Origin of the sequence: Aquimarina sp. AU58 (genome assembly GCF_900312745.1) — a bacterium.
GTDB lineage: Bacteria > Bacteroidota > Bacteroidia > Flavobacteriales > Flavobacteriaceae > Aquimarina > Aquimarina spinulae.
Map to the genome: position 1 here is coordinate 1,659,834 of NZ_OMPD01000014.1, position 18,116 is coordinate 1,677,949.

Consider the following 18,116-nt stretch of genomic DNA (forward strand, 5'->3'; position numbering starts at 1 on the left):
AATCAAAAAACGAACAATTATGAATTTAATCAAAAACGAAGATTACCAGGTACAAAATAGGACCGCAAGAATAGCAGGACTAATTTATTTATGTGTTGTACTAACTGGAATCTTTAATCTAGTGTATGTACCCTCAAAACTTATAGTATGGGATGATGCCTCGATTACATTTAACAATATATCGACATCAGAAATGTTATTTCGAATGGGGATTTTAAGTGGATTGATTAGCTATGTATGCTATATAATGTTGCCTATTGTTTTATACAAATTGCTTAAACCAGTTCATAAAAATTCTGCAATATTAATGGTAGTATTTGCTATCATTAGTGTTCCTATTTCTTATCTCAATATACAAAACAAAGTCGATGTTCTTTCATTAATTGGTCATGCCGAATATCTTAAAGTGTATACCGCAGAACAGTTACAAGCACAGGTAATGTTGCTTTTGGAGTCGTATCATAATGGAATTCTTATTGTTGAGGTATTTTGGGGACTTTGGCTCTTTCCTTTTGGATATCTGGTTTTTAAATCAGGCTTTCTTCCTAAAGCGTTGGGTATTTTGTTAATGATTGGTTGTTTTAGCTATTTGATAACTGTATGTGCAGGACTACTTTTTCCTCATTACAAAGTCCCCTCTTTTGTTATGCTTCCTGCCAGTATAGGAGAAATAGGTTCTTGCCTGTGGTTACTAATCATGGGCACAAAAAGAATAAATCAACATACATAACTAATAGTTAGAATACATATATCTGTATAAAATATCTAGAAAAAATGTTTAAAACCTAAGCATTTTAAGTTAAAAAAAATCATCATCATCATCAATCAAAAAACGAACATTATGGATTCAATCAAAAAGACTGGTCAAATCGTTGGAATATTATTTTTAGTACTATTTGTAACTGGCGCTATAGGTAACCACCTAAGAGGATTATCAACTTCTCTTATAGAGTCTCAAAATTTCTTAAACGAGGTTTTTGAAAATTCAATACAAATGAAAATAGCTATGCTTTTAGATTTGGTTGCAAATGCAATAGGAGTTGGGATAGCAATTGTATTGTTTCCGATTCTAAAACAATACAATAAAAGTATTGGCTATTGGTATTTTGGCTTATGGATTACTGGATTTATACTTACAATTGTAAGTAATATTTCTCATTTGTCTCTAGTATCATTAAGTCAGGAATTTATAAAAGTAGGAGCGCCAGATGTAGGCTATTTTGAGACTTTAGGGATTTTAAAGGTAGAAGAATATTATTGGACTCATTTTTTGATTCTAATTATTTTTAGTTCAGGAGCGTTATTGTTTTACTATACTCTGTTTAAAACAAGACTAATTCCTCGATTCTTATCTGTTTGGAGTTTTCTGGCAGTTTCAATAGTTTTTATAGTATCATGGTTACAGATTTTTGACTATAGTGTGAATTTTATTTTTTATGGTCAAAATGGCATACATCTGCTATTTCTTTCATGCTGGTTAACGATCAAAGGATTTAATTCATCTACAACGTTTTCTAAATCTGTATAATCAGGATATATAAATCGAAGACAACATTAAAGCAATTGTAAAAGAGAGTTGCTTATAGTATCATCAATCATCATCATCAATCAAAAAACGAACAATTATGAAATCAAAAAACGATATCACAGACACGTTAGAAAACGATTCTGTGAGCACTAAAAAAGTACCAAAGTTCTATTTGTATACCATGCGGGCTATTTACCTCCTTACTTTTTTGAGTTTAGGATATAGCACGTGGTCAGAAATTATAAATCCCAGTGAGGTTTGGGGGCCTTATGATGGGGTTACCTATAGTTTTTGGGCTGCATATGCTACTTTGATGGGGTTAGGAATACGATATCCTTTAAAAATGTTGCCTTTACTATTACTACAATTATTTTATAAGTCGGTCTGGGCGGTAGGTATTGCATATCCTTTATGGTCTTCGGGGCAATTAGATTCGACCTCAGAAGAATTTCTTAAACCATTTCTTACAGCAATCCCTATTGATCTGATTGTTATTCCCTGGGGATATGTGTTTAAAAACTACATAAAAGAACTTTTTAGATTTAGATAATCTAAATCCCACCTTTTTTTAATATACCTCTATTGGTGTTAGTTTCTAACTTCTTTTTATAAGAAGTTAGAAACCTGACGCTTATCATCAACCATCATCAATCAAAAAACAAATACAATGAAATCAGAAAATAATAGTGTAAATATTGCACAACCTAAAACTGTGAGAGCAGATAAAGCTTTGAGTGCCACGGTGGCATTTTGGTTCCTAATAGCTGTTATTGGTCAATGGATATTTGTGTATTATGTAACTTTCTTTTACGGTAGTGCTGCAGTAAAAGGAGATTTTGAAAAATGGAATGAAGTTCTTCCTCATGGATATATTCCTGGTGAAACCATGGGTAATTTGGCGGTTGCTCTACATATTGTATTGGCAATTATTATCATGGTAGGTGGTCCACTTCAGTTTATCCCTCAGATTCGTACCTATGCCCGCGCTTTTCATCGATGGAATGGCCGTATATATATCTTCACTGCACTATTGATTGGTGTTGATGGACTTTATATGATTTGGACCCGCGGTAATATAGGAGGGCTTGTTGGTCAAATTAGTATTAGTATTAATGCCTTTTTGATTATGTTTTTTGCTGTCATGTCCTGGCGCACAGCAGTTGCTCGTGATTTTAATAAACACAGGCGATGGGCACTTAGATTGTTTTTGGCATCTAATGGCGTTTGGTTTTTTCGTATTGGATTAATGTTTTGGCTTTTTGTTAATGGCGGCCCAGTTGGTTTTGATCCAGAGACATTTCGGGGACCATTTCTTGTATTCCTGGATTTTGGTCAATTTCTAGTACCATTAGCCATTCTTGAACTCTACCTGAGAGTACAGGATCGAAGCGGCACTTCGGGTAAAATAGCGATGACAACTTTTCTTTTTTTTCTAACTATTATAACTGGCATTGGGATTTTTGCTGCAACGATGAGCATGTGGCTTCCTCGCATTTAAAGTACATCTGTAATTACTAATGAATATTTAGAAATGAAGAATCGGAACATGATAATAGATAATCAAGAAGTCAATAAAAAAACCGAACTGGAAAAAGTATGTGATAAACTCTATGAAGTTGAGAAGACCAAAAACTATAAAGAATTCTATGCGTTTATAAAAACAACAAGACTACTCTTTATTCCTTGTCATGAGAAAAATACAGAAACAGTTTATCAAGAATGTTTCAGAATTTTGCATAAGATTGGTGAAATATCAATTCCCGTGTCTGTTGCGTTGTCAATGCATTATTACATTTTGGCATCATTATCTTCTTTTCCTTTTTCAAAAAAAAGCATACAATATTGGAAAAGAGAAGCTTTGCAAAAAAAAATAGAAAAAGAACAAATATTGATTGCCAATACCGGATCGGTACGCACTTTTAAAGAGGCTTCTGGTAACAAAGGAATAGTGGCACAAAAAGAAAGAGGTTTTTATATAATAAATGGCCGGGCGCCATACATGTCATTATCTGGTGTGGCAGATTATTTGGTATTCACAGCAACATTAACCAAAGGTACTAAAGCAGTTTTTTTTCTACCTGCAAATGATAATAAAATCGAATTCGAGGATGCAGCATTTGGGGATACTATGAAAGGATCGTTTACAAAATCAGTTATTTTCAAAAAATTAATAGTGAGTAGCGCCAATGTTATTAAACTGGATAGCACAGATGAAGAGAGGTGTGAACTTTTAGTTTATCAGAGATCATGGTTTCAAGCATTGGTGCCAGGTCCTTATCTTGGAGCGGCATTCTGTGTAATTTTGCACTTAAAAGCTTTTAGTCAAAAAAAAATCAAGAATGATAAAAAATTATGCGAGTCAGATAATTTTCTTGATAACCTTGGAGAGTTAATGATAAAATATAAAACGGGATATATGCTATGTGAGAATGCAGGAACTACTATAGCAAATTTTGAAAAAGGAAATAAGACATCATTAGAAAAAATATTTGAAACATCTGTAGCAGCAAAGTATTTCTCGACACATTTTTCTGAAGAAATTGTTAACGAAGTACGATATATTATGGGATCAAAATTTTTATCTCCCAATTCTTTAACCAATAAAATTTATAAAGAAATAGTATATGGAGTTTTACAGCCCATGACCGATATAGACATAAAAGAGCATTTTGGCAAGTCATTAATGAAGTAATAATGACTATAACTTCTTATAATATTTGAAGCATCGTAAAAAACACATGATAATGTGCAACCTTTTTTTACATAGACTGTCTAATCTTGATATTGGACTATATGAAACAAAAAGGGACAATAGATAGAGGCTTGATTAAAAAGGTGTTAGATGGTGATTCTAGTGCTTTTGAAGCTATTATTTCCAATACTAAAGGATTGGTTATCCAGATCATTTATAAAATGGTTAGGAACCATGAGGACAGAAAAGATCTGGCACAAGAAGTATATTTAAAAGTTTATGATAAGTTAGACGGGTTTAAATTTAATTCTAAGTTATCTACCTGGATTGCAACCATAACATATAATACTTGCTTAAATTATCTGAAAAAGAAAAAAATACCAATTCTGGATATAGACAGAAATGAGGAAAAAGAACTTTGGGAAAAGATAAGCATTAATACGTTCTGTTATTCTGATAATCAAACAGAAGCATACATTTTTAAAAAAGAACGTTCTCAAATATTGACCTTAGCAATAGAGAAACTACCTCCTTTATACAAAACCCTGATTACGCTTTATCATAATGAAGAATTAAGTTATTCAGAAATTACAGATATTACAGGTTTACCAGAAGGAACCGTAAAGAATTATTTGTATAGAGCTAGAAAAAAACTAAAAGAAAATCTATCACTTAACTATAAAAAAGAAGAGCTATGAAAACACAACACCCGTGTGATAAAGATATTCAGGAATATATTTTTGATACATCAAATTGCAGTAGTGATATTATTGAACATATTAACTCATGTGAAGTATGTAAAAAAGTTTCTGAAAGTTATTTGTTATTGTCTAAAGAGCTTAAATCTCAACCAGAACCTGTATTAGAATTTGATTTATCAGAATTGATCTTAGATCAATTAACCTTCTCTAAAAAAGAGTCAATCTATAACTACATGCTCTCTTTTATAATCATAATGAGTATAGGAATTACTTTTTTCACCATTTATATTTTTAGAGATGTATTCAGTAATATGTTTAGTGCCAATATTACGATTTCAAACTATTTTATCGTTAGTATAACGACCATTATTTCATTGTTTCTTGGCTTTGATATGTACAGATCATACTATAAAAAAATAAATATGTTGAAGTATTAACAAAAGGATTGCAACATTTAAGAAGGGTAGTTGTCTAATTCCATATAAACATAAAAAAGATACAGATTATGAACTCAATATTTATTACTCCTACTCAATATATAGATCCGGATTTTATTAAAATGGGTGTATTTATTTTTATCATTGTTTTGGTAATGCTGTTTGCGTTATTAATTATAAGAAAAATACTAGAGCATAAACTAAAAAATAAAATTATAGATAAAGGAATATCTGAAAATATTGTCTCTTCTATTCTACAAAAAAAATCAGATGATCATCATATCAATATTAAATGGTTTGCCATTTTAATGAGTGTAGGAATTGGACTATTCATTGTTAATTATACACTGCCTTTAGGGATACATTCTTTTGCTATCATGGCGATCTGCATTTCGATAAGCTTTTTACTCTACTTCTGGTATTTAAAGCGATTTGATAAGTAATACTTTTTAGAAACTAAAATCAAAAAAATGGCAAGTTTATATGTAGCCCTCAAAAAGGGGCTTGGATAAATACGTCCTAATAGTAACCATAGAAAAAAATAATACAATTATGAAAAGAGCATTTTTAACCCTAATCAGTCTCATTATATTATCTGGAGGAACGACTTCATGTGCACAAAAAACAGAGAAAGATGAATTTATCATTAAAAAAATAGATAACTATTTAAATGAAAATATTTCAAATGGGTTTTCGGGAGCAGTTTTGATAGCAAAACAAGGAAAAATTATTCTTAATAAAGGGTATGGTTTGGCAAATAGAGAAGATGATATTTTGTATTCACCTAATACAGTTGCTACAATAGGGTCTACAACAAAACAATTTACAGCAACTGCTATATTAAAATTGGTAGAGTCTAATAAAGTAAAGGTAACCGATCCTCTTAGTATGTTTTTTACTGAGCTGCCAAATGATAAAAAAAACATTACGATTCATCAACTATTAACACATACTTCGGGACTAATCGATGTAATTGGTGAGGGGGATTTTGATTATATACCTAGAGAACGGTTTTTTAAGACATTATTTGAAACAGAACTAATTCAGAAACCTGGTTTAAAATACAGGTATTCTAATGCAGGTTATAGTATACTGGCACGAATTATCGAATTGGTTTCGGGACAGGAGTATGAGCGTTTTTTAAATGAGTATTTGTTTAAACCTGCAGGGATGAAACAAACAGGGTATTTTATCCCTGACTGGGACAAAAAGATGATTGCAAGTGGTTATATGAATACTATTATACCTGTAGGAACAATGGTTGAACGGTTTCATAAAGCAGGTAATAAAGTATCATGGACTCTAAAAGGAAATGGAGGAATACACTCTACCCCCGAAGATATGTATAAATGGTATTTGGCTCTAAAATCGAATACGATTTTATCAAAATCACTAACAAAAATATTAACTACACCGTATACTCCAGAGCAGGAAAGCAGATCAAGTCATTATGCTTATGGATGGGCAATTTTTAATTCAGATAGAAATACAAAAATTGTAAGCCATAATGGGGGAAATCGTATATTTTTCCATGATTTTATATGGCTTCCCAAAGAAGATGTGGTAATTATATTTTTTACAAATGCAACCAGTAGAGAAGTAGAACTAGCATGGCCTATAGAAAAAATGATTTTTGATGCAGATTATCAGCCAAAACCAATTAAAAAGAACCTTAGCTTTTTTATATTCGATTTCATTAAGAAAAATGAAATAAACCAGTCAAATGTTTTAACAGCAATGATCAAGAAAGAGTATAGCTCTGATTTAAGAAATGGAGATGCTCTTAATGATATGGGGTATGTGATATTAAGACAAGAGGAGAATCCTGATTGGGCCATAGAGTTATTTAGGTTAAATGTTCAATTATTTTCGAATAATGGTAATCTTTGGGACTCTCTTGGTGATGGATATAAGAAAAAAGGAGATAAAGAAGAAGCAATTAAGGCATATCAAAAAGCATATGAACTTGATCCTTCACTTACTGCATCAATTAAATCATTAGCGGAACTTGGTATCAAGGTTGAAGTGAAAGCAAAAAAAGAAGTTGTTGTTGATCATTCGATTCTAAAAAGTTATGTAGGAAAATATGAGCTTAAGCCAGGGTTTGTACTAACAATAACTTATAAAAACGGTAAGTTAATTGTTCGGCCAACCGGTCGAGATATGATGCCAATGTTTGCAGAATCAAATGAGAAATTCTTTCTAGAAAAAATAAATGCCAATATTAGATTTAATAAAAATGATGATGGAAAAGTAGAAAGTTTAACTCTTATAGAGAGTGGAGAAGAAATGCTTGCGAACCGATTATAGAGTATACAAAAACAAAAAAGACATCCCGAATTAGTCGGGATGTCTTTTTTGTTTTAACTATTGTGGTGCTATAGAATTATTTTTTTTCTTCTGTCTGGCCTTGTATATTAGCTAATTCTACCTCGAAAATAAGATCGGTATTTGGTGGAATTCCTCGATTACCTCTTTCTCCATAAGCAAGATGAGAAGGAATAAAAAGTATAGCTTTGGAACCAACATTTTTTAGTTGTAGTATACCTTCTCTAAAACCAGCAATCATTTTTGCTTCTGCAGAATATGGCATTGGAGCAGGGGCATATCCTCTTGGATCTTCAGCTCTACGCTCATTAAAAACCCCAAGTTCTTTTGCCTTTTCTAAAATATTAGTATCAAAAACTCTTCCATCTGTAAAATACCCTGCATAATTTACCCCTACCATTTCTCCTGGCTTAGGTTGTTGTCCGTCCCCTTGCTTTGTATGTATAATTTCAAGACCGCTTTCTAGTTTTGTTGCTGTACTTTTTAGTTCAGTAAACTTTGCAGCAATAGCTTCATTACGTTCTTTTTCTAATCGTTCTTTTTCGGCTTTTTCTTCTTCAAGAACTTTTATCTTGTCTGTAAACGCAGTTTCTGTATTAAAAGCTTTAGCATCCGAACCTTTACGAATGATGTTTACTTCCATCATTTTTACTTCCGCTTCTGGCTTATCTCCAGCACCTGTTTTTACAACACCAATACTATCAATAATGTCTTGTCCTAAAACAATTTCTCCAAAAACAGTATGTTTTCCATTTAACCATGGAGTTTCTTTTAGTGTAATAAAAAACTGACTACCATTGGTATTTGGGCCAGAATTAGCCATTGATAAGATTCCTTTTGATTTATGAGAAAGTGAATCTACAATCTCATCAGGAAATTTATATCCTGGATCTCCTGTACCTGTTCCTAAAGGATCTCCGGTTTGAATCATGAAATCTTTGATTACTCGGTGAAATATAATTCCATTATAATATTTTTTGCCTTTATAAGTACTATCGACCATAGTATTGGTGCCTTCTGCCAGAGAAATAAAGTTAGCAACCGTCATTGGAGTAAGGTCATAATGTAATTTTGCTACCGCAGTACCTTTGTTTGTAACGATTTCGGCATAAACACCTTCTTGTAAATCTGGATATTTTTCATTACAACTGTTAAACGCTAATGCAATAATAGCTAAGAATAATAAATTTAATTTTTTCATTTTTGTTGGTAATTAATTTTCTGTTGTTGATTCTTTTGTAATTGTGTTAAGTGTTACTTCTGCTATTAACGGAATATTTGTGCCAATCTTATTATCATCCCCATAATATCCATATGCTTGATAAGAAGGAAATAGAAATGTGACCATTTCACCTTGCTTCATAAGCTTTAATCCTTCTCTAAGACCTAAAAAAAGTTCTTCTTTATCAATGCGATATGTAATTGTATTTAATTCTTGCTGTGAATAAATTACTGTACCCCTTAAATCTTTTACATTATAATCGAAGGTTACAATATCTCCAAATTTTGGTGTGATAGTAGACACCGTATCTTTTTTAGTATAGAAATACCAGAATCCTGTTTCTGAGGTTATATAAGAATGAGTAGAATCTTCATTAATAATTTTTTGAATTCTGGCTTCTTCTCTTGCTGCAAGTTCCTTATTTCGATTAATAGATTCATTTATAAAAGAACCAGATTTAATACTTACTGGTCTCCGGGCTTCAGGTGTTTTACAAGAAGAAAATAAAAAAAGAAGACAAAGCGTGTGAAGGGCTAATCTCATTGATTTAGGACTTTTTTATAAGTTGGTAAGATACTAATAAATTTTTCAACAGTATTAGATAATGAGAGATTACTTCTTCCGCCAGCAGCATTATTATGCCCTCCTCCTTCAAAATGATTTCTAGAGAATTCGTTTACCGAGAAATCACCCTTAGAACGTAGAGAGATCTTAATAATTTCTTCTCCTTTATTCTCTATAAAGATAGCGGCAAATTTAATTCCTTTTATAGAAAGTCCGAAATTAACAAAACCCTCGGTATCTCCTTTTTTGAAATTATGTTGATCCAATTCTTTTTGAGATAAAGTAATGTATGCTGTTTTATATTCTGGGAGTACTCTTAGATTATTTAGAGCAACACCTTTTAATTGAATTTTGGATAGTGTATTGGTATCATAGATATTTTCGTGTATTTGTGTATTATCTGCTCCTCGATCGATTAAATCTGCTATTACTTTATGAGTAGTACTCGTTGTAGATCTATATCTAAAAGATCCAGTATCTGTCATTATTCCAACATAAATACAGGTAGCAGCTTCTGAGGTAATTTTATCCAGATCATTTAATTTTTCTATAAAATGATATATCATCTGGCAGGTAGAACTCATACCAGGGTCACTGTAAGTAAATTCTGCGTAATCGGCAGGTTGTTGATGATGATCAATCATAACGAAACTAGTTTTGGCTTTTGCCAAAACGTTTTCCATGTCACCACTTCTAGAAAAGTGATTAAAATCTAAAGTAAAAATAAGATCTGCGTTTTCGATTTTTGATAAAGCAGTTTGGGTATCACTATCATACTTAAGAATCGTATTTTCACCAGGCATCCACTTTAAAAAAAGAGGGTAATCATTTGGTGTAATAACCGTAGCCTTATGCCCTAAAGAAATAAGATAGTGATATAATGCTAAACTAGAACCTATGGCATCACCATCTGGATTTTTATGGGTTACAATTACAATGTTTTTTGAAGAAGAAAGAAGTCCTCTTATCTTGTTTATTTCAATAGTATTCATAGGTCAGCGAAGATACAATAAATAATATTTTAGTAATATTAGAACAATTAATTTTGTTGAGTCACTAAATTTGATAGCCATGAGATATATCGCTAGTTTTCTAATTATGTTTTTTTGTGTACTTCAATTATCATTTGCACAAGATAAGACATCATCATCTTCAGATTTTGTTATAGCTTTCGGAAGCTGTAATAAGCAGAACAGTCCTCAGCCATTTTGGAATGAAATTTTGAAGAATACCCCTGATTTATTTATCTGGGGAGGAGACAATATCTATGCCGATTCTGACGATATGTCTAAAATAGAAAGTGATTATGCACTGCAAAACAGTAATCCCGATTATCAAAAACTAAAAAAAGTGGTCCCTGTAATGGCTACCTGGGATGATCATGATTATGGTAAAAATGACGCTGGAGTAGAGTGGAATAAAAAAGTAGAGAGTCAACAGTTATTTTTGGATTTTTTAGAAGTTTCAAATGAAGACCCTCTAAGAGATCAGGATGGGATATATACATCTAGGGTTTTTGAAATTGAAAAGGGAAGTGTTAAAGTGATTGTTTTAGATACCCGATATTTTAGATCTGCTTTAAGAAAAAGTTCAGAAGAAGGAAGACGTTATGAACCATATGAAAATAATGAAGGTACTGTATTAGGAGAGGCGCAATGGAAATGGTTTGAAAAAGAGCTGGCATCAAATTATTCTGATTTTGTTCTTATTGTGAGTAGTATTCAATTTTTGTCGTCAGAACATGGTTTCGAAACTTGGGGTAATTTTCCTCATGAGGTAAAACGATTAAATGATATGCTAATACGTAATGGAGTAAGAAATGCTATAATACTTAGTGGAGATCGACATATTTCTGAGTTTTCGATGATCCGTGTAAAGGGACTTAAGTATCCATTAATTGATTTTACATCTAGTGGTTTAACACATTCATATGCCGAATATAAAGGAGAATCTAATAAGTACAGAATCGGTCGGGTAATCTCGACTCCAAGTTTTGGAATGCTAAAATTTGATCTTGATTCTTATGCTGTAACGATGCAGATTAGAGGTAAAAATAATATCGTATTACAAGAGTTTAAACGACAATATCCTAAAAAATAGATCTTCATTTTTTCGCCATTATTTTTTATTAAATGGATTTTGATAACATTCTGTAATTTCTTAAAAAATCAGTCAAATTGAGTACATGCATTTTCTATTAGATAGAAATTAATTTGTTTACTGTGCATTTCAATTGTTGTAATCAAGTTATACTCCAAAAAATACTTGAATATATTGTGCTAAATCTTGGGGTGATAAATTTTGTACAGATAAGTTCGAATAGAATATAATTAAGTTTACAAAATTTGTATGAATTAAGAGAGTTTAGGGTAAAATCCCCTTTTTATTAAACTTATTACATATTTATTTTTTTGTCAACTTCTGATATATATTTTCATAACCTAATTCAATTTCAGGAGAAATTTCTTTTAAAAAATCTAAAACAGCATTCCTATCATTAGGAGTTGCCTCAAAAAGTGAAGGAAAAACATTAATATCTACTTTAAAAAAACTAGATAATTTTGATTCTCCTTCTTCAAATGCGTAAGCATAATTTTTCATAAAATATCTCGTATTTTTTTTTACAATATAAAACCTCTTAATTTTTGATAAATCAAACTCTTCAGTTCGATTAAATATTTTCCCTTTCCCAGTTATATTATAGAACTTAATTGTATTTCCATCTGATTCTAAAATAAGTTTAACTTCTCCATAAGTAAAATACTCTATTACTCTTTTTAAAAGGATTATATATACTATAAGCATTGCTCCTCCAAATATAGCTGCAAACCAAGAAGGTTCTTCTATAATCCCAGGAGTAATAACTGATAAAATGAGGGTCAAAAAAAGTCCAACAATCAGATGAAGAATGAATTTAACCTTACGCTTTTTTAATATAATATTGAATTGCTTCATGTTTTTATTGAGATTATCTAGTTAATTATTAGTATATCAGGAGAAATTTTATTGGCAAATTTGTTTCAGTATTCTTACCATAAAAGGATTAAAATTAGTACTTATTCTATATATGAAAAACCTTTTTGTTTTGATTTAGATGTCAATTTCAATTGCTTTAATTGAATTATATTTCAAAAACACTTGATTGTAATATGAGTTCGAATTTGAAATTCAATTAAAACATTGATTTTTAACACATTTTTATTTTTAAAACTCGTAATGTTAGGAAAAGATATTTTTTCGGATATATTAGTTTTTTGTAATTGTAAATTGTTAGAAATCAATATTTTGTAGTTTTAGAAACTATATTCTTTATAAAGTTTCGGATTCTAACGTGATTTCATATAATAATTCTTGTTTTTGATGCTTTTATATATATTTTTGCACAAAAATTTTAAAAATCGGGTTTTATATACCTAAGTAATAATTTGAAATACTTCTGATTATAAGAGGTATTAGATAACAAAAACATACAATGGCAACAAACAGAACTTTTACAATGCTTAAACCGGATGCGGTAAGAAAAGGATACATTGGAGGAATTATTGAGCAAATTACTGCTTCAGGATTTAGAATTGTAGCAATGAAATTAACTCAGCTTACTACAGATGATGCTGCAGCATTTTATGCAGTTCATAAAGAGCGTCCTTTTTATGGAGAATTAGTAGAGTATATGACAAGTGGTCCGATTGTAGCGGCTATTTTAGAAAAGGAAAATGCTGTAGAAGATTTCAGAACTTTAATAGGTGCAACAAATCCAGAAGAGGCTGCAGAAGGTACTATTCGTAAAAAGTATGCTACTTCTATTAGTGAAAACGCTGTACACGGTAGTGATAGTGATGAAAATGCTGCTATTGAAGGAGCTTTTCATTTTGCAGGAAGAGAGCAATTCTAAAAAGATATATTTCTTATTATAAAAAAAGCTGTCTGTATATACAGACAGCTTTTTTGTGTTTTATAGATTATACTTTTTCTTTTATTTTTTTAGGAATACCATCTTTATGAAGTAAAACCCCTACGGTTTTCATTCTAAAATATGCTTCAGACATATAAAGATACCCATGTTGAGCTCCTTTAATTCCCCATGAATTTTTGATCTTATAATACGTTTTTCCTTTTTTATCAACGCCTTTGCCTACTAAATGCATTAAGTGATCATCTGTAGTATTGTAATTTTCGAATTCTTTTTGTCGAGATTCGGGAGTTACTTTTTCTTCTTCGATATATTCTTTAAATGCATCTTTACGTTCTTTCTTATGAGTTAGAATTGCCAAGCCACTTTTTTGAGAAAACCCTATTTCACTTACATCTCCGTCCCAAGCTACAGTGTACCCTTCTTTTAAAGCGTGATCAACAACTTGTTGTAACTCATCAAGCGATATATTATGATATATCCCATTAGAGAAATTATCTGGGATTTCCAGAATAAAATCACTATTCATGGGATGATGGGTAAAAGAGGTTAGTGTGATGTAGTTATTTGCATCAATCCCAAGTTCCTTGGCAAACTCAATAGGAGTATAGGTTTTGTTATTATATGTAAAAGTATCAGGTCTTTCTCCAAGATAGATATCTAACATAGCTTCATAACTTTTCCACCAGTTTTTTGAAAGAATTTTGTGTTTCACTGCGTTATCAACCATATTGGTTAATAATTTTATTAATTCACTGTGATCGTGACGGTCTGCAATACTTCCAGCAAAACCTGTATACATTTGATTAGGGATAATTCCGTGTTTACGAATAGATTTTATAACATCATGAGCAAGTGCTCCTTCACTAAATTGAGCTTTACCTTGTCTTAGTATATAATTTCTGGCTTTATCGGTGTATGTATTTCTAACCTGAAATAATTCTGATAAATCGTGAACTCCGTGTCCTAGTCGAGCAATCTCTGACTCGATATAAGAGGTGGTAGAAAAACTCCAGCATGTACCTGTTTTTCCTTGACTAATAACAGGGTTACATTGAAGAGATATTTGATCTGTGATACTATAATCGGGATGTGTTTCTTGCGCATATCCTATAGATAAAAATAGAAACATGCAATTAATAAAAAAGAGTTTTTTCATTTTAGTTATATGATTTGTAGGCGATGAAGGTACAAGAAAATAGATAAAAAAGGAAAACTCAACTTAAAAAAATAAAGCAGTTATTACCAAAAAATTCTAAAACTAATATTGGGAGTAATCCCTAGTGATAATATGTCAGAAGTGATAAATTGGTTGCTAAGAGAATTTGTTGTTCTAAACTCTCGGTTTAGTAAATTCTTTTTGTTGTATATGTTTAGAACAGAGAGCCCAATACGATATTTTATATTGGGGTTGTAACCTATTTTAAAATTATAAATAGCAGAGAAATCTAACCTGTGATATTCTGGAAGATTAGTACTGTTAATCTCATCAAATTCTAAGATTACGATTTCACCACTTTCATCTACTCCAGATACATTAGTATAGGCTTTACCTGTATGCCAAATCCATCCTAGGGAGAACTGAAAATTATTAATTTTATAAAATTGAGACCATTTTACGGTATGTTCAATATTCCAATTACCAGGAAAAGATTCATTGTTATTAATGTCTTCAAATGTATTACGGGTATTGATATAAGAATAACTAACCCAGGTTTTGTAGTTTTTAAACCTTTTTTTTAGAAAAAGATCGACCCCGAAAATTCTACTTTCTCCTACATGGTGAACATTGTCTATGGGGTTAATAAAACCTGCGGTTAATGTAGTAATATCTTCGATTTGTTTATAATACCCATCGATATCCAGGTACCATTTGTTTTTTCTAAAACTGCTTCCCAATGTAAACTGATAACTGCTAATCACGGGAAATTGCTCATTGTTTGCCAATGTCCAGACTTGATTTTCAAGAGATAAATCACTCACGACAGATTCTTGTATCTGGCTGGTTGATTGACTTCTGTATTCTAGACTAGTATTGATTTCCCAGTTTTCGGTAATATATTTTTGAGCAAACACCCGAGGTTCGATATACGTTTTGTCGAGCTCTGCATAAAAATTGAAACGTAATCCAGCAGAAACATAAAAGTTTTTTGGATTATCGAATGTGTATTCTGCATATGCTGCATGTGTGTTTAAAAAACGATCATCTTCATCCAGAATTAACTCATAACTCGGAGTTGCAGTAACAAAGGCATATCTAATCGTATTGTTGGATAATTGATAACCACCAGAAATGTTTTGATATTTTGATAGTTTATAATTTAACCCAAGTTCTGCCCCATAATCTCCCACAGTGTTTTTTTTACTTTCGATTTCGGTGATTGCTCCAAGATTTCTGGTAATGAATTGATAATTTAAAAGGTATTTGGTGTAATACCCACTTACTTTGGTGTTAAAAGTTTTACTGTATGTGTGACTCCATTTAAAATTATACCCTTCATTTTCTGTAGTAAGGTCATCATTAAAGGACTCGCTAGCATCACTTCTTCTAAAATCTAAGTCATTTTTACTATAAATCGTGTTAATTTCAATTTTGTCACTATCTGAAGGCTGTAGAATTAAATTTGCATTATAATCTATATAGAAAAAATCATTGCTCTCATTATTAAGGGCAACAGTCTCGGCAATTTTAGTATTCTGAAAAACACGATCAGAGAGTTGTTTATAGGTAAATGTTTCTAAAACATCGGTATATGATCTTCTTCCTGATACCTGAAGAGATACTTTATCTCGTATGATAGGGATATGTGCAACCATATCTGCGTTGATCATATTAAAACCAGCTCCACCAGAAAAACGTTCTGCAATTTGGTTTTCGGACTTAATATCGATTACACCTGCAATTCGATCCCCATATTTGGCGCTGACTCCACTTTTAGAAAAATTCACTTCTTTGGCGACATATGGATTAAATGCTGATAGCATACCAAATAAGTGTCCTTGGTGGTACGTTTTTATACCATTCCACAGTACCAGGTTTTGATTGGGAGCGCTTCCTCTTACAAATAACCCAGAAGCAGTCTCGAATGGGTTGTTAACACCTGGTGTAAGTTGTATGGTTTGTAAAATATCTGGTTCTGTACGTCCAGGAAGAATTTCTACATTATTTAAATCAATATGAATTACTTCTTTGTTTTGGGTAATTCCTTTGGCTAAATACTCCTGAATAAAAACTTCGTCCAAAATTTCTTCATGTGCATTGGTAAGATATATTTTAATACACTCGTCGGTTAAAAACGATTTAGAATTCAAAACCCTTTGGCGAAATCCCGGAGCGCTAATTAAAATAACCGAGTTGTATGGTACCTGATTACTTTCAAAATAACCCTTATTATCGGTAGTTACATTAGTGCGATTGGCTTTAAAAAAAACTCCTATATCTTTAAGAGGCTTTTGATCTTCGTCTAAAATATATCCACAAACAGAAATAGTGTCTCTTTTATTTAAGACACTAATGGTAACGAAGTTTTCTCCGGTGATTTTAAACTGTAGTTTCGTTTGTTGTTGTAGTTTTTTTATTAAATCTTCTAGAGAGAGTTGAGGATTTAGCGTTATAGAAATATTTTTATCCTTTATAAAAGTATCGATGTAAGAAAACTTAAGACTATAAAATGCTTCAATTATAGGGATTACTTCGGGGAGTGGTTTATTATTGATAGTAACAGCTTTTGCTTCTTCCTGGGAAGAAACAGATATGCTACATAAGAAAATACATACACATAGAAGTCTTATCATTCTACTATTTTTCTAATACCACAGTCTTGCTATCTTTCGATACGCTATACTTCATGCCTAAGGTACTAAAAACTGTTCTAAGAGCAACTTCCTTATTGTTATTAGGGAAAGTTCCTGTATATATAGTTTCGAGATTTATCTCTGTTGTTTTAATTTTTAAATCATATTGCTCTTCAAGCTCCTTAAATACGTATTTGATAGGTGTACTTCTAAACGAGCTTGTATTACTAAGCCAAGAAGGCTCTTTGATATCAAAAACCCAGCTTTCTGGCTCGGTATTTTCAAGATTTCTATATCCTTTTCCTACTGTTAGAATTTTTTTATTTTCTTTATTAGTAACACTAACTTTACCTTCATAACAAGTAACTTCAAAAAAAGAATTTTGGGATTGTACATTAAATTGGGTTCCTAACACAGAAACTTCTCCGTTTTTGGTAGTAACAGTGAATTTACTTCCTTTTTTTACTTTAAAAAAGGCTTCTCCTTCTAAGGTTACCATTCTGTTTTCTTTCCAGTTTTCTTTATCAAAACTCGCTAAAGATTTAGCGTTAAGGATCATTTCTGATCCATCTGGTAATGTTACAGATAATTGTTCTCCAAAATTAGTGCTGAACGACTCATTGGGATTAAATAAAAAGACCCCCAGAATAATTGCAATCGAAGCGGCAGCCGCAATATAAGGCCATAATTTTATAACCGAATTAGATTTTTCTTTTGCTGTATAACTCGATTTTGATTTTAAAGCAGAAAGTTGTTTTTCTACATCATAATCTTTTAGATTCAAAGCATCAGCGCCAGCCATTATTTTTACATAATACTCATACTCAGGGTGGGATTTAAACTCACGAAGTTCCTCTTCAGAAAGCTCTCCGCTAATCCACCTGGATAAGAATATATCATCTTTTTTATCGTCTAACATAACTTCGGCATATAATATGT

General features: G+C 31.5%; 18 protein-coding genes. 11 read left to right on the top strand and 7 right to left on the bottom strand.

The window, feature by feature from the left end; genetic code table 11:
- Positions 1–19 precede the first annotated feature (19 nt).
- From DK441_RS18605 to DK441_RS18645, 9 genes are all read left to right on the top strand, one after another.
- Positions 20–730 (top strand): DUF4386 domain-containing protein, encoded by a 711-nt coding sequence (locus DK441_RS18605; protein WP_109852014.1) that lies wholly within the window; start codon positions 20–22, stop codon positions 728–730.
- Between the two features lie 111 nt (positions 731–841).
- Positions 842–1,528, top strand: a complete 687-nt coding sequence (locus DK441_RS18610) for a DUF4386 domain-containing protein (protein ID WP_109852015.1) — start codon at positions 842–844, stop codon at positions 1,526–1,528.
- 97 nt (positions 1,529–1,625) lie between these two features.
- Entirely contained in the window at positions 1,626–2,078 is a 453-nt protein-coding gene (locus DK441_RS18615; RefSeq protein ID WP_109852016.1) for a hypothetical protein, read from the top strand.
- A 117-nt stretch (positions 2,079–2,195) separates the two neighbouring features.
- The gene (locus DK441_RS18620) at positions 2,196–3,026 is read left to right on the top strand and encodes a DUF2306 domain-containing protein (RefSeq protein WP_109852017.1); all 831 of its coding nucleotides are present in this window, start codon (positions 2,196–2,198) and stop codon (positions 3,024–3,026) included.
- Positions 3,027–3,059: 33 nt separating this feature from the next.
- Positions 3,060–4,220, top strand: coding sequence for a hypothetical protein (locus DK441_RS18625; protein ID WP_160112173.1), 1,161 nt, complete (start codon positions 3,060–3,062; stop codon positions 4,218–4,220).
- A 101-nt stretch (positions 4,221–4,321) separates the two neighbouring features.
- On the top strand, positions 4,322–4,918 hold the full coding sequence (locus tag DK441_RS18630) for an RNA polymerase sigma factor (protein ID WP_109852019.1): 597 nt from the start codon (positions 4,322–4,324) through the stop codon (positions 4,916–4,918).
- Entirely contained in the window at positions 4,915–5,358 is a 444-nt protein-coding gene (locus tag DK441_RS18635) for a hypothetical protein (protein WP_109852020.1), read from the top strand. The genes DK441_RS18630 and DK441_RS18635 overlap by 4 nt, the downstream gene beginning before the upstream one ends.
- A gap of 68 nt (positions 5,359–5,426) precedes the next feature.
- A complete protein-coding gene (locus DK441_RS18640) occupies positions 5,427–5,801 on the top strand; it encodes a DUF6249 domain-containing protein (protein WP_109852021.1) in 375 nt (124 codons plus the stop codon).
- Between the two features lie 109 nt (positions 5,802–5,910).
- Positions 5,911–7,668 carry a serine hydrolase gene (locus DK441_RS18645; RefSeq protein ID WP_160112174.1) on the top strand — a complete coding sequence of 586 codons (1,758 nt, stop codon included), beginning with the start codon at positions 5,911–5,913 and terminating at the stop codon, positions 7,666–7,668.
- Between the two features lie 76 nt (positions 7,669–7,744).
- Here the strand turns inward: DK441_RS18645 and DK441_RS18650 are convergent, their stop codons facing one another.
- The 3 genes from DK441_RS18650 to DK441_RS18660 are packed head-to-tail and all read right to left on the bottom strand — an operon-like array spanning position 7,745 to position 10,464.
- Entirely contained in the window at positions 7,745–8,887 is a 1,143-nt protein-coding gene (locus DK441_RS18650; RefSeq protein ID WP_109852022.1) for a peptidylprolyl isomerase, read from the bottom strand.
- Positions 8,888–8,899: 12 nt separating this feature from the next.
- The gene (gene gldI / locus DK441_RS18655) at positions 8,900–9,451 is read right to left on the bottom strand and encodes a gliding motility-associated peptidyl-prolyl isomerase GldI (RefSeq protein ID WP_109852023.1); all 552 of its coding nucleotides are present in this window, start codon (positions 9,449–9,451) and stop codon (positions 8,900–8,902) included.
- On the bottom strand, positions 9,448–10,464 hold the full coding sequence (locus DK441_RS18660) for a bifunctional oligoribonuclease/PAP phosphatase NrnA (RefSeq protein WP_109852024.1): 1,017 nt from the start codon (positions 10,462–10,464) through the stop codon (positions 9,448–9,450). Before DK441_RS18660 ends, gldI begins: the two co-directional genes overlap by 4 nt.
- 79 nt (positions 10,465–10,543) lie before the next feature.
- Between DK441_RS18660 and DK441_RS18665 the strand changes: the two genes are divergently transcribed.
- Positions 10,544–11,572, top strand: a complete 1,029-nt coding sequence (locus tag DK441_RS18665) for an alkaline phosphatase D family protein (protein ID WP_109852025.1) — start codon at positions 10,544–10,546, stop codon at positions 11,570–11,572.
- A 303-nt stretch (positions 11,573–11,875) separates the two neighbouring features.
- On the opposite strand, the gene DK441_RS18670 is transcribed toward DK441_RS18665, so the two are convergent.
- Positions 11,876–12,427 (bottom strand): hypothetical protein, encoded by a 552-nt coding sequence (locus DK441_RS18670; protein WP_109852026.1) that lies wholly within the window; start codon positions 12,425–12,427, stop codon positions 11,876–11,878.
- A gap of 517 nt (positions 12,428–12,944) precedes the next feature.
- On the opposite strand from DK441_RS18670, the gene DK441_RS18675 reads away from it, so the two are divergent.
- Positions 12,945–13,364 carry a nucleoside-diphosphate kinase gene (locus DK441_RS18675; RefSeq protein ID WP_025666274.1) on the top strand — a complete coding sequence of 140 codons (420 nt, stop codon included), beginning with the start codon at positions 12,945–12,947 and terminating at the stop codon, positions 13,362–13,364.
- A gap of 67 nt (positions 13,365–13,431) precedes the next feature.
- Here DK441_RS18675 and DK441_RS18680 read toward each other — a convergent pair whose 3' ends face one another.
- The 3 genes from DK441_RS18680 to DK441_RS18690 all read right to left on the bottom strand — a co-directional run bounded on the left by DK441_RS18680 (position 13,432) and on the right by DK441_RS18690 (position 18,096).
- The gene (locus tag DK441_RS18680) at positions 13,432–14,541 is read right to left on the bottom strand and encodes a C1 family peptidase (RefSeq protein ID WP_109852027.1); all 1,110 of its coding nucleotides are present in this window, start codon (positions 14,539–14,541) and stop codon (positions 13,432–13,434) included.
- Between the two features lie 83 nt (positions 14,542–14,624).
- Positions 14,625–17,177 (bottom strand): TonB-dependent receptor plug domain-containing protein, encoded by a 2,553-nt coding sequence (locus tag DK441_RS18685; RefSeq protein ID WP_109852028.1) that lies wholly within the window; start codon positions 17,175–17,177, stop codon positions 14,625–14,627.
- A 4-nt stretch (positions 17,178–17,181) separates the two neighbouring features.
- On the bottom strand, positions 17,182–18,096 hold the full coding sequence (locus DK441_RS18690; RefSeq protein ID WP_109852029.1) for a FecR family protein: 915 nt from the start codon (positions 18,094–18,096) through the stop codon (positions 17,182–17,184).
- Positions 18,097–18,116 lie beyond the last annotated feature (20 nt).

Coding starts and splice junctions, on each gene's coding strand:
- gldI (WP_109852023.1), bottom strand. CDS start 9,451: ATGAGATTAGCCCTTCACACGCTTTGTCTTCTTTTTTTATTTTCTTCT.
- DK441_RS18610 (WP_109852015.1), top strand. CDS start 842: ATGGATTCAATCAAAAAGACTGGTCAAATCGTTGGAATATTATTTTTA.
- DK441_RS18680 (WP_109852027.1), bottom strand. CDS start 14,541: ATGAAAAAACTCTTTTTTATTAATTGCATGTTTCTATTTTTATCTATA.
- DK441_RS18670 (WP_109852026.1), bottom strand. CDS start 12,427: ATGAAGCAATTCAATATTATATTAAAAAAGCGTAAGGTTAAATTCATT.
- DK441_RS18665 (WP_109852025.1), top strand. CDS start 10,544: ATGAGATATATCGCTAGTTTTCTAATTATGTTTTTTTGTGTACTTCAA.
- DK441_RS18630 (WP_109852019.1), top strand. CDS start 4,322: ATGAAACAAAAAGGGACAATAGATAGAGGCTTGATTAAAAAGGTGTTA.
- DK441_RS18645 (WP_160112174.1), top strand. CDS start 5,911: ATGAAAAGAGCATTTTTAACCCTAATCAGTCTCATTATATTATCTGGA.
- DK441_RS18620 (WP_109852017.1), top strand. CDS start 2,196: ATGAAATCAGAAAATAATAGTGTAAATATTGCACAACCTAAAACTGTG.
- DK441_RS18635 (WP_109852020.1), top strand. CDS start 4,915: ATGAAAACACAACACCCGTGTGATAAAGATATTCAGGAATATATTTTT.
- DK441_RS18650 (WP_109852022.1), bottom strand. CDS start 8,887: ATGAAAAAATTAAATTTATTATTCTTAGCTATTATTGCATTAGCGTTT.
- DK441_RS18640 (WP_109852021.1), top strand. CDS start 5,427: ATGAACTCAATATTTATTACTCCTACTCAATATATAGATCCGGATTTT.
- DK441_RS18685 (WP_109852028.1), bottom strand. CDS start 17,177: ATGATAAGACTTCTATGTGTATGTATTTTCTTATGTAGCATATCTGTT.
- DK441_RS18675 (WP_025666274.1), top strand. CDS start 12,945: ATGGCAACAAACAGAACTTTTACAATGCTTAAACCGGATGCGGTAAGA.
- DK441_RS18615 (WP_109852016.1), top strand. CDS start 1,626: ATGAAATCAAAAAACGATATCACAGACACGTTAGAAAACGATTCTGTG.
- DK441_RS18660 (WP_109852024.1), bottom strand. CDS start 10,464: ATGAATACTATTGAAATAAACAAGATAAGAGGACTTCTTTCTTCTTCA.
- DK441_RS18605 (WP_109852014.1), top strand. CDS start 20: ATGAATTTAATCAAAAACGAAGATTACCAGGTACAAAATAGGACCGCA.
- DK441_RS18690 (WP_109852029.1), bottom strand. CDS start 18,096: ATGTTAGACGATAAAAAAGATGATATATTCTTATCCAGGTGGATTAGC.
- DK441_RS18625 (WP_160112173.1), top strand. CDS start 3,060: ATGAAGAATCGGAACATGATAATAGATAATCAAGAAGTCAATAAAAAA.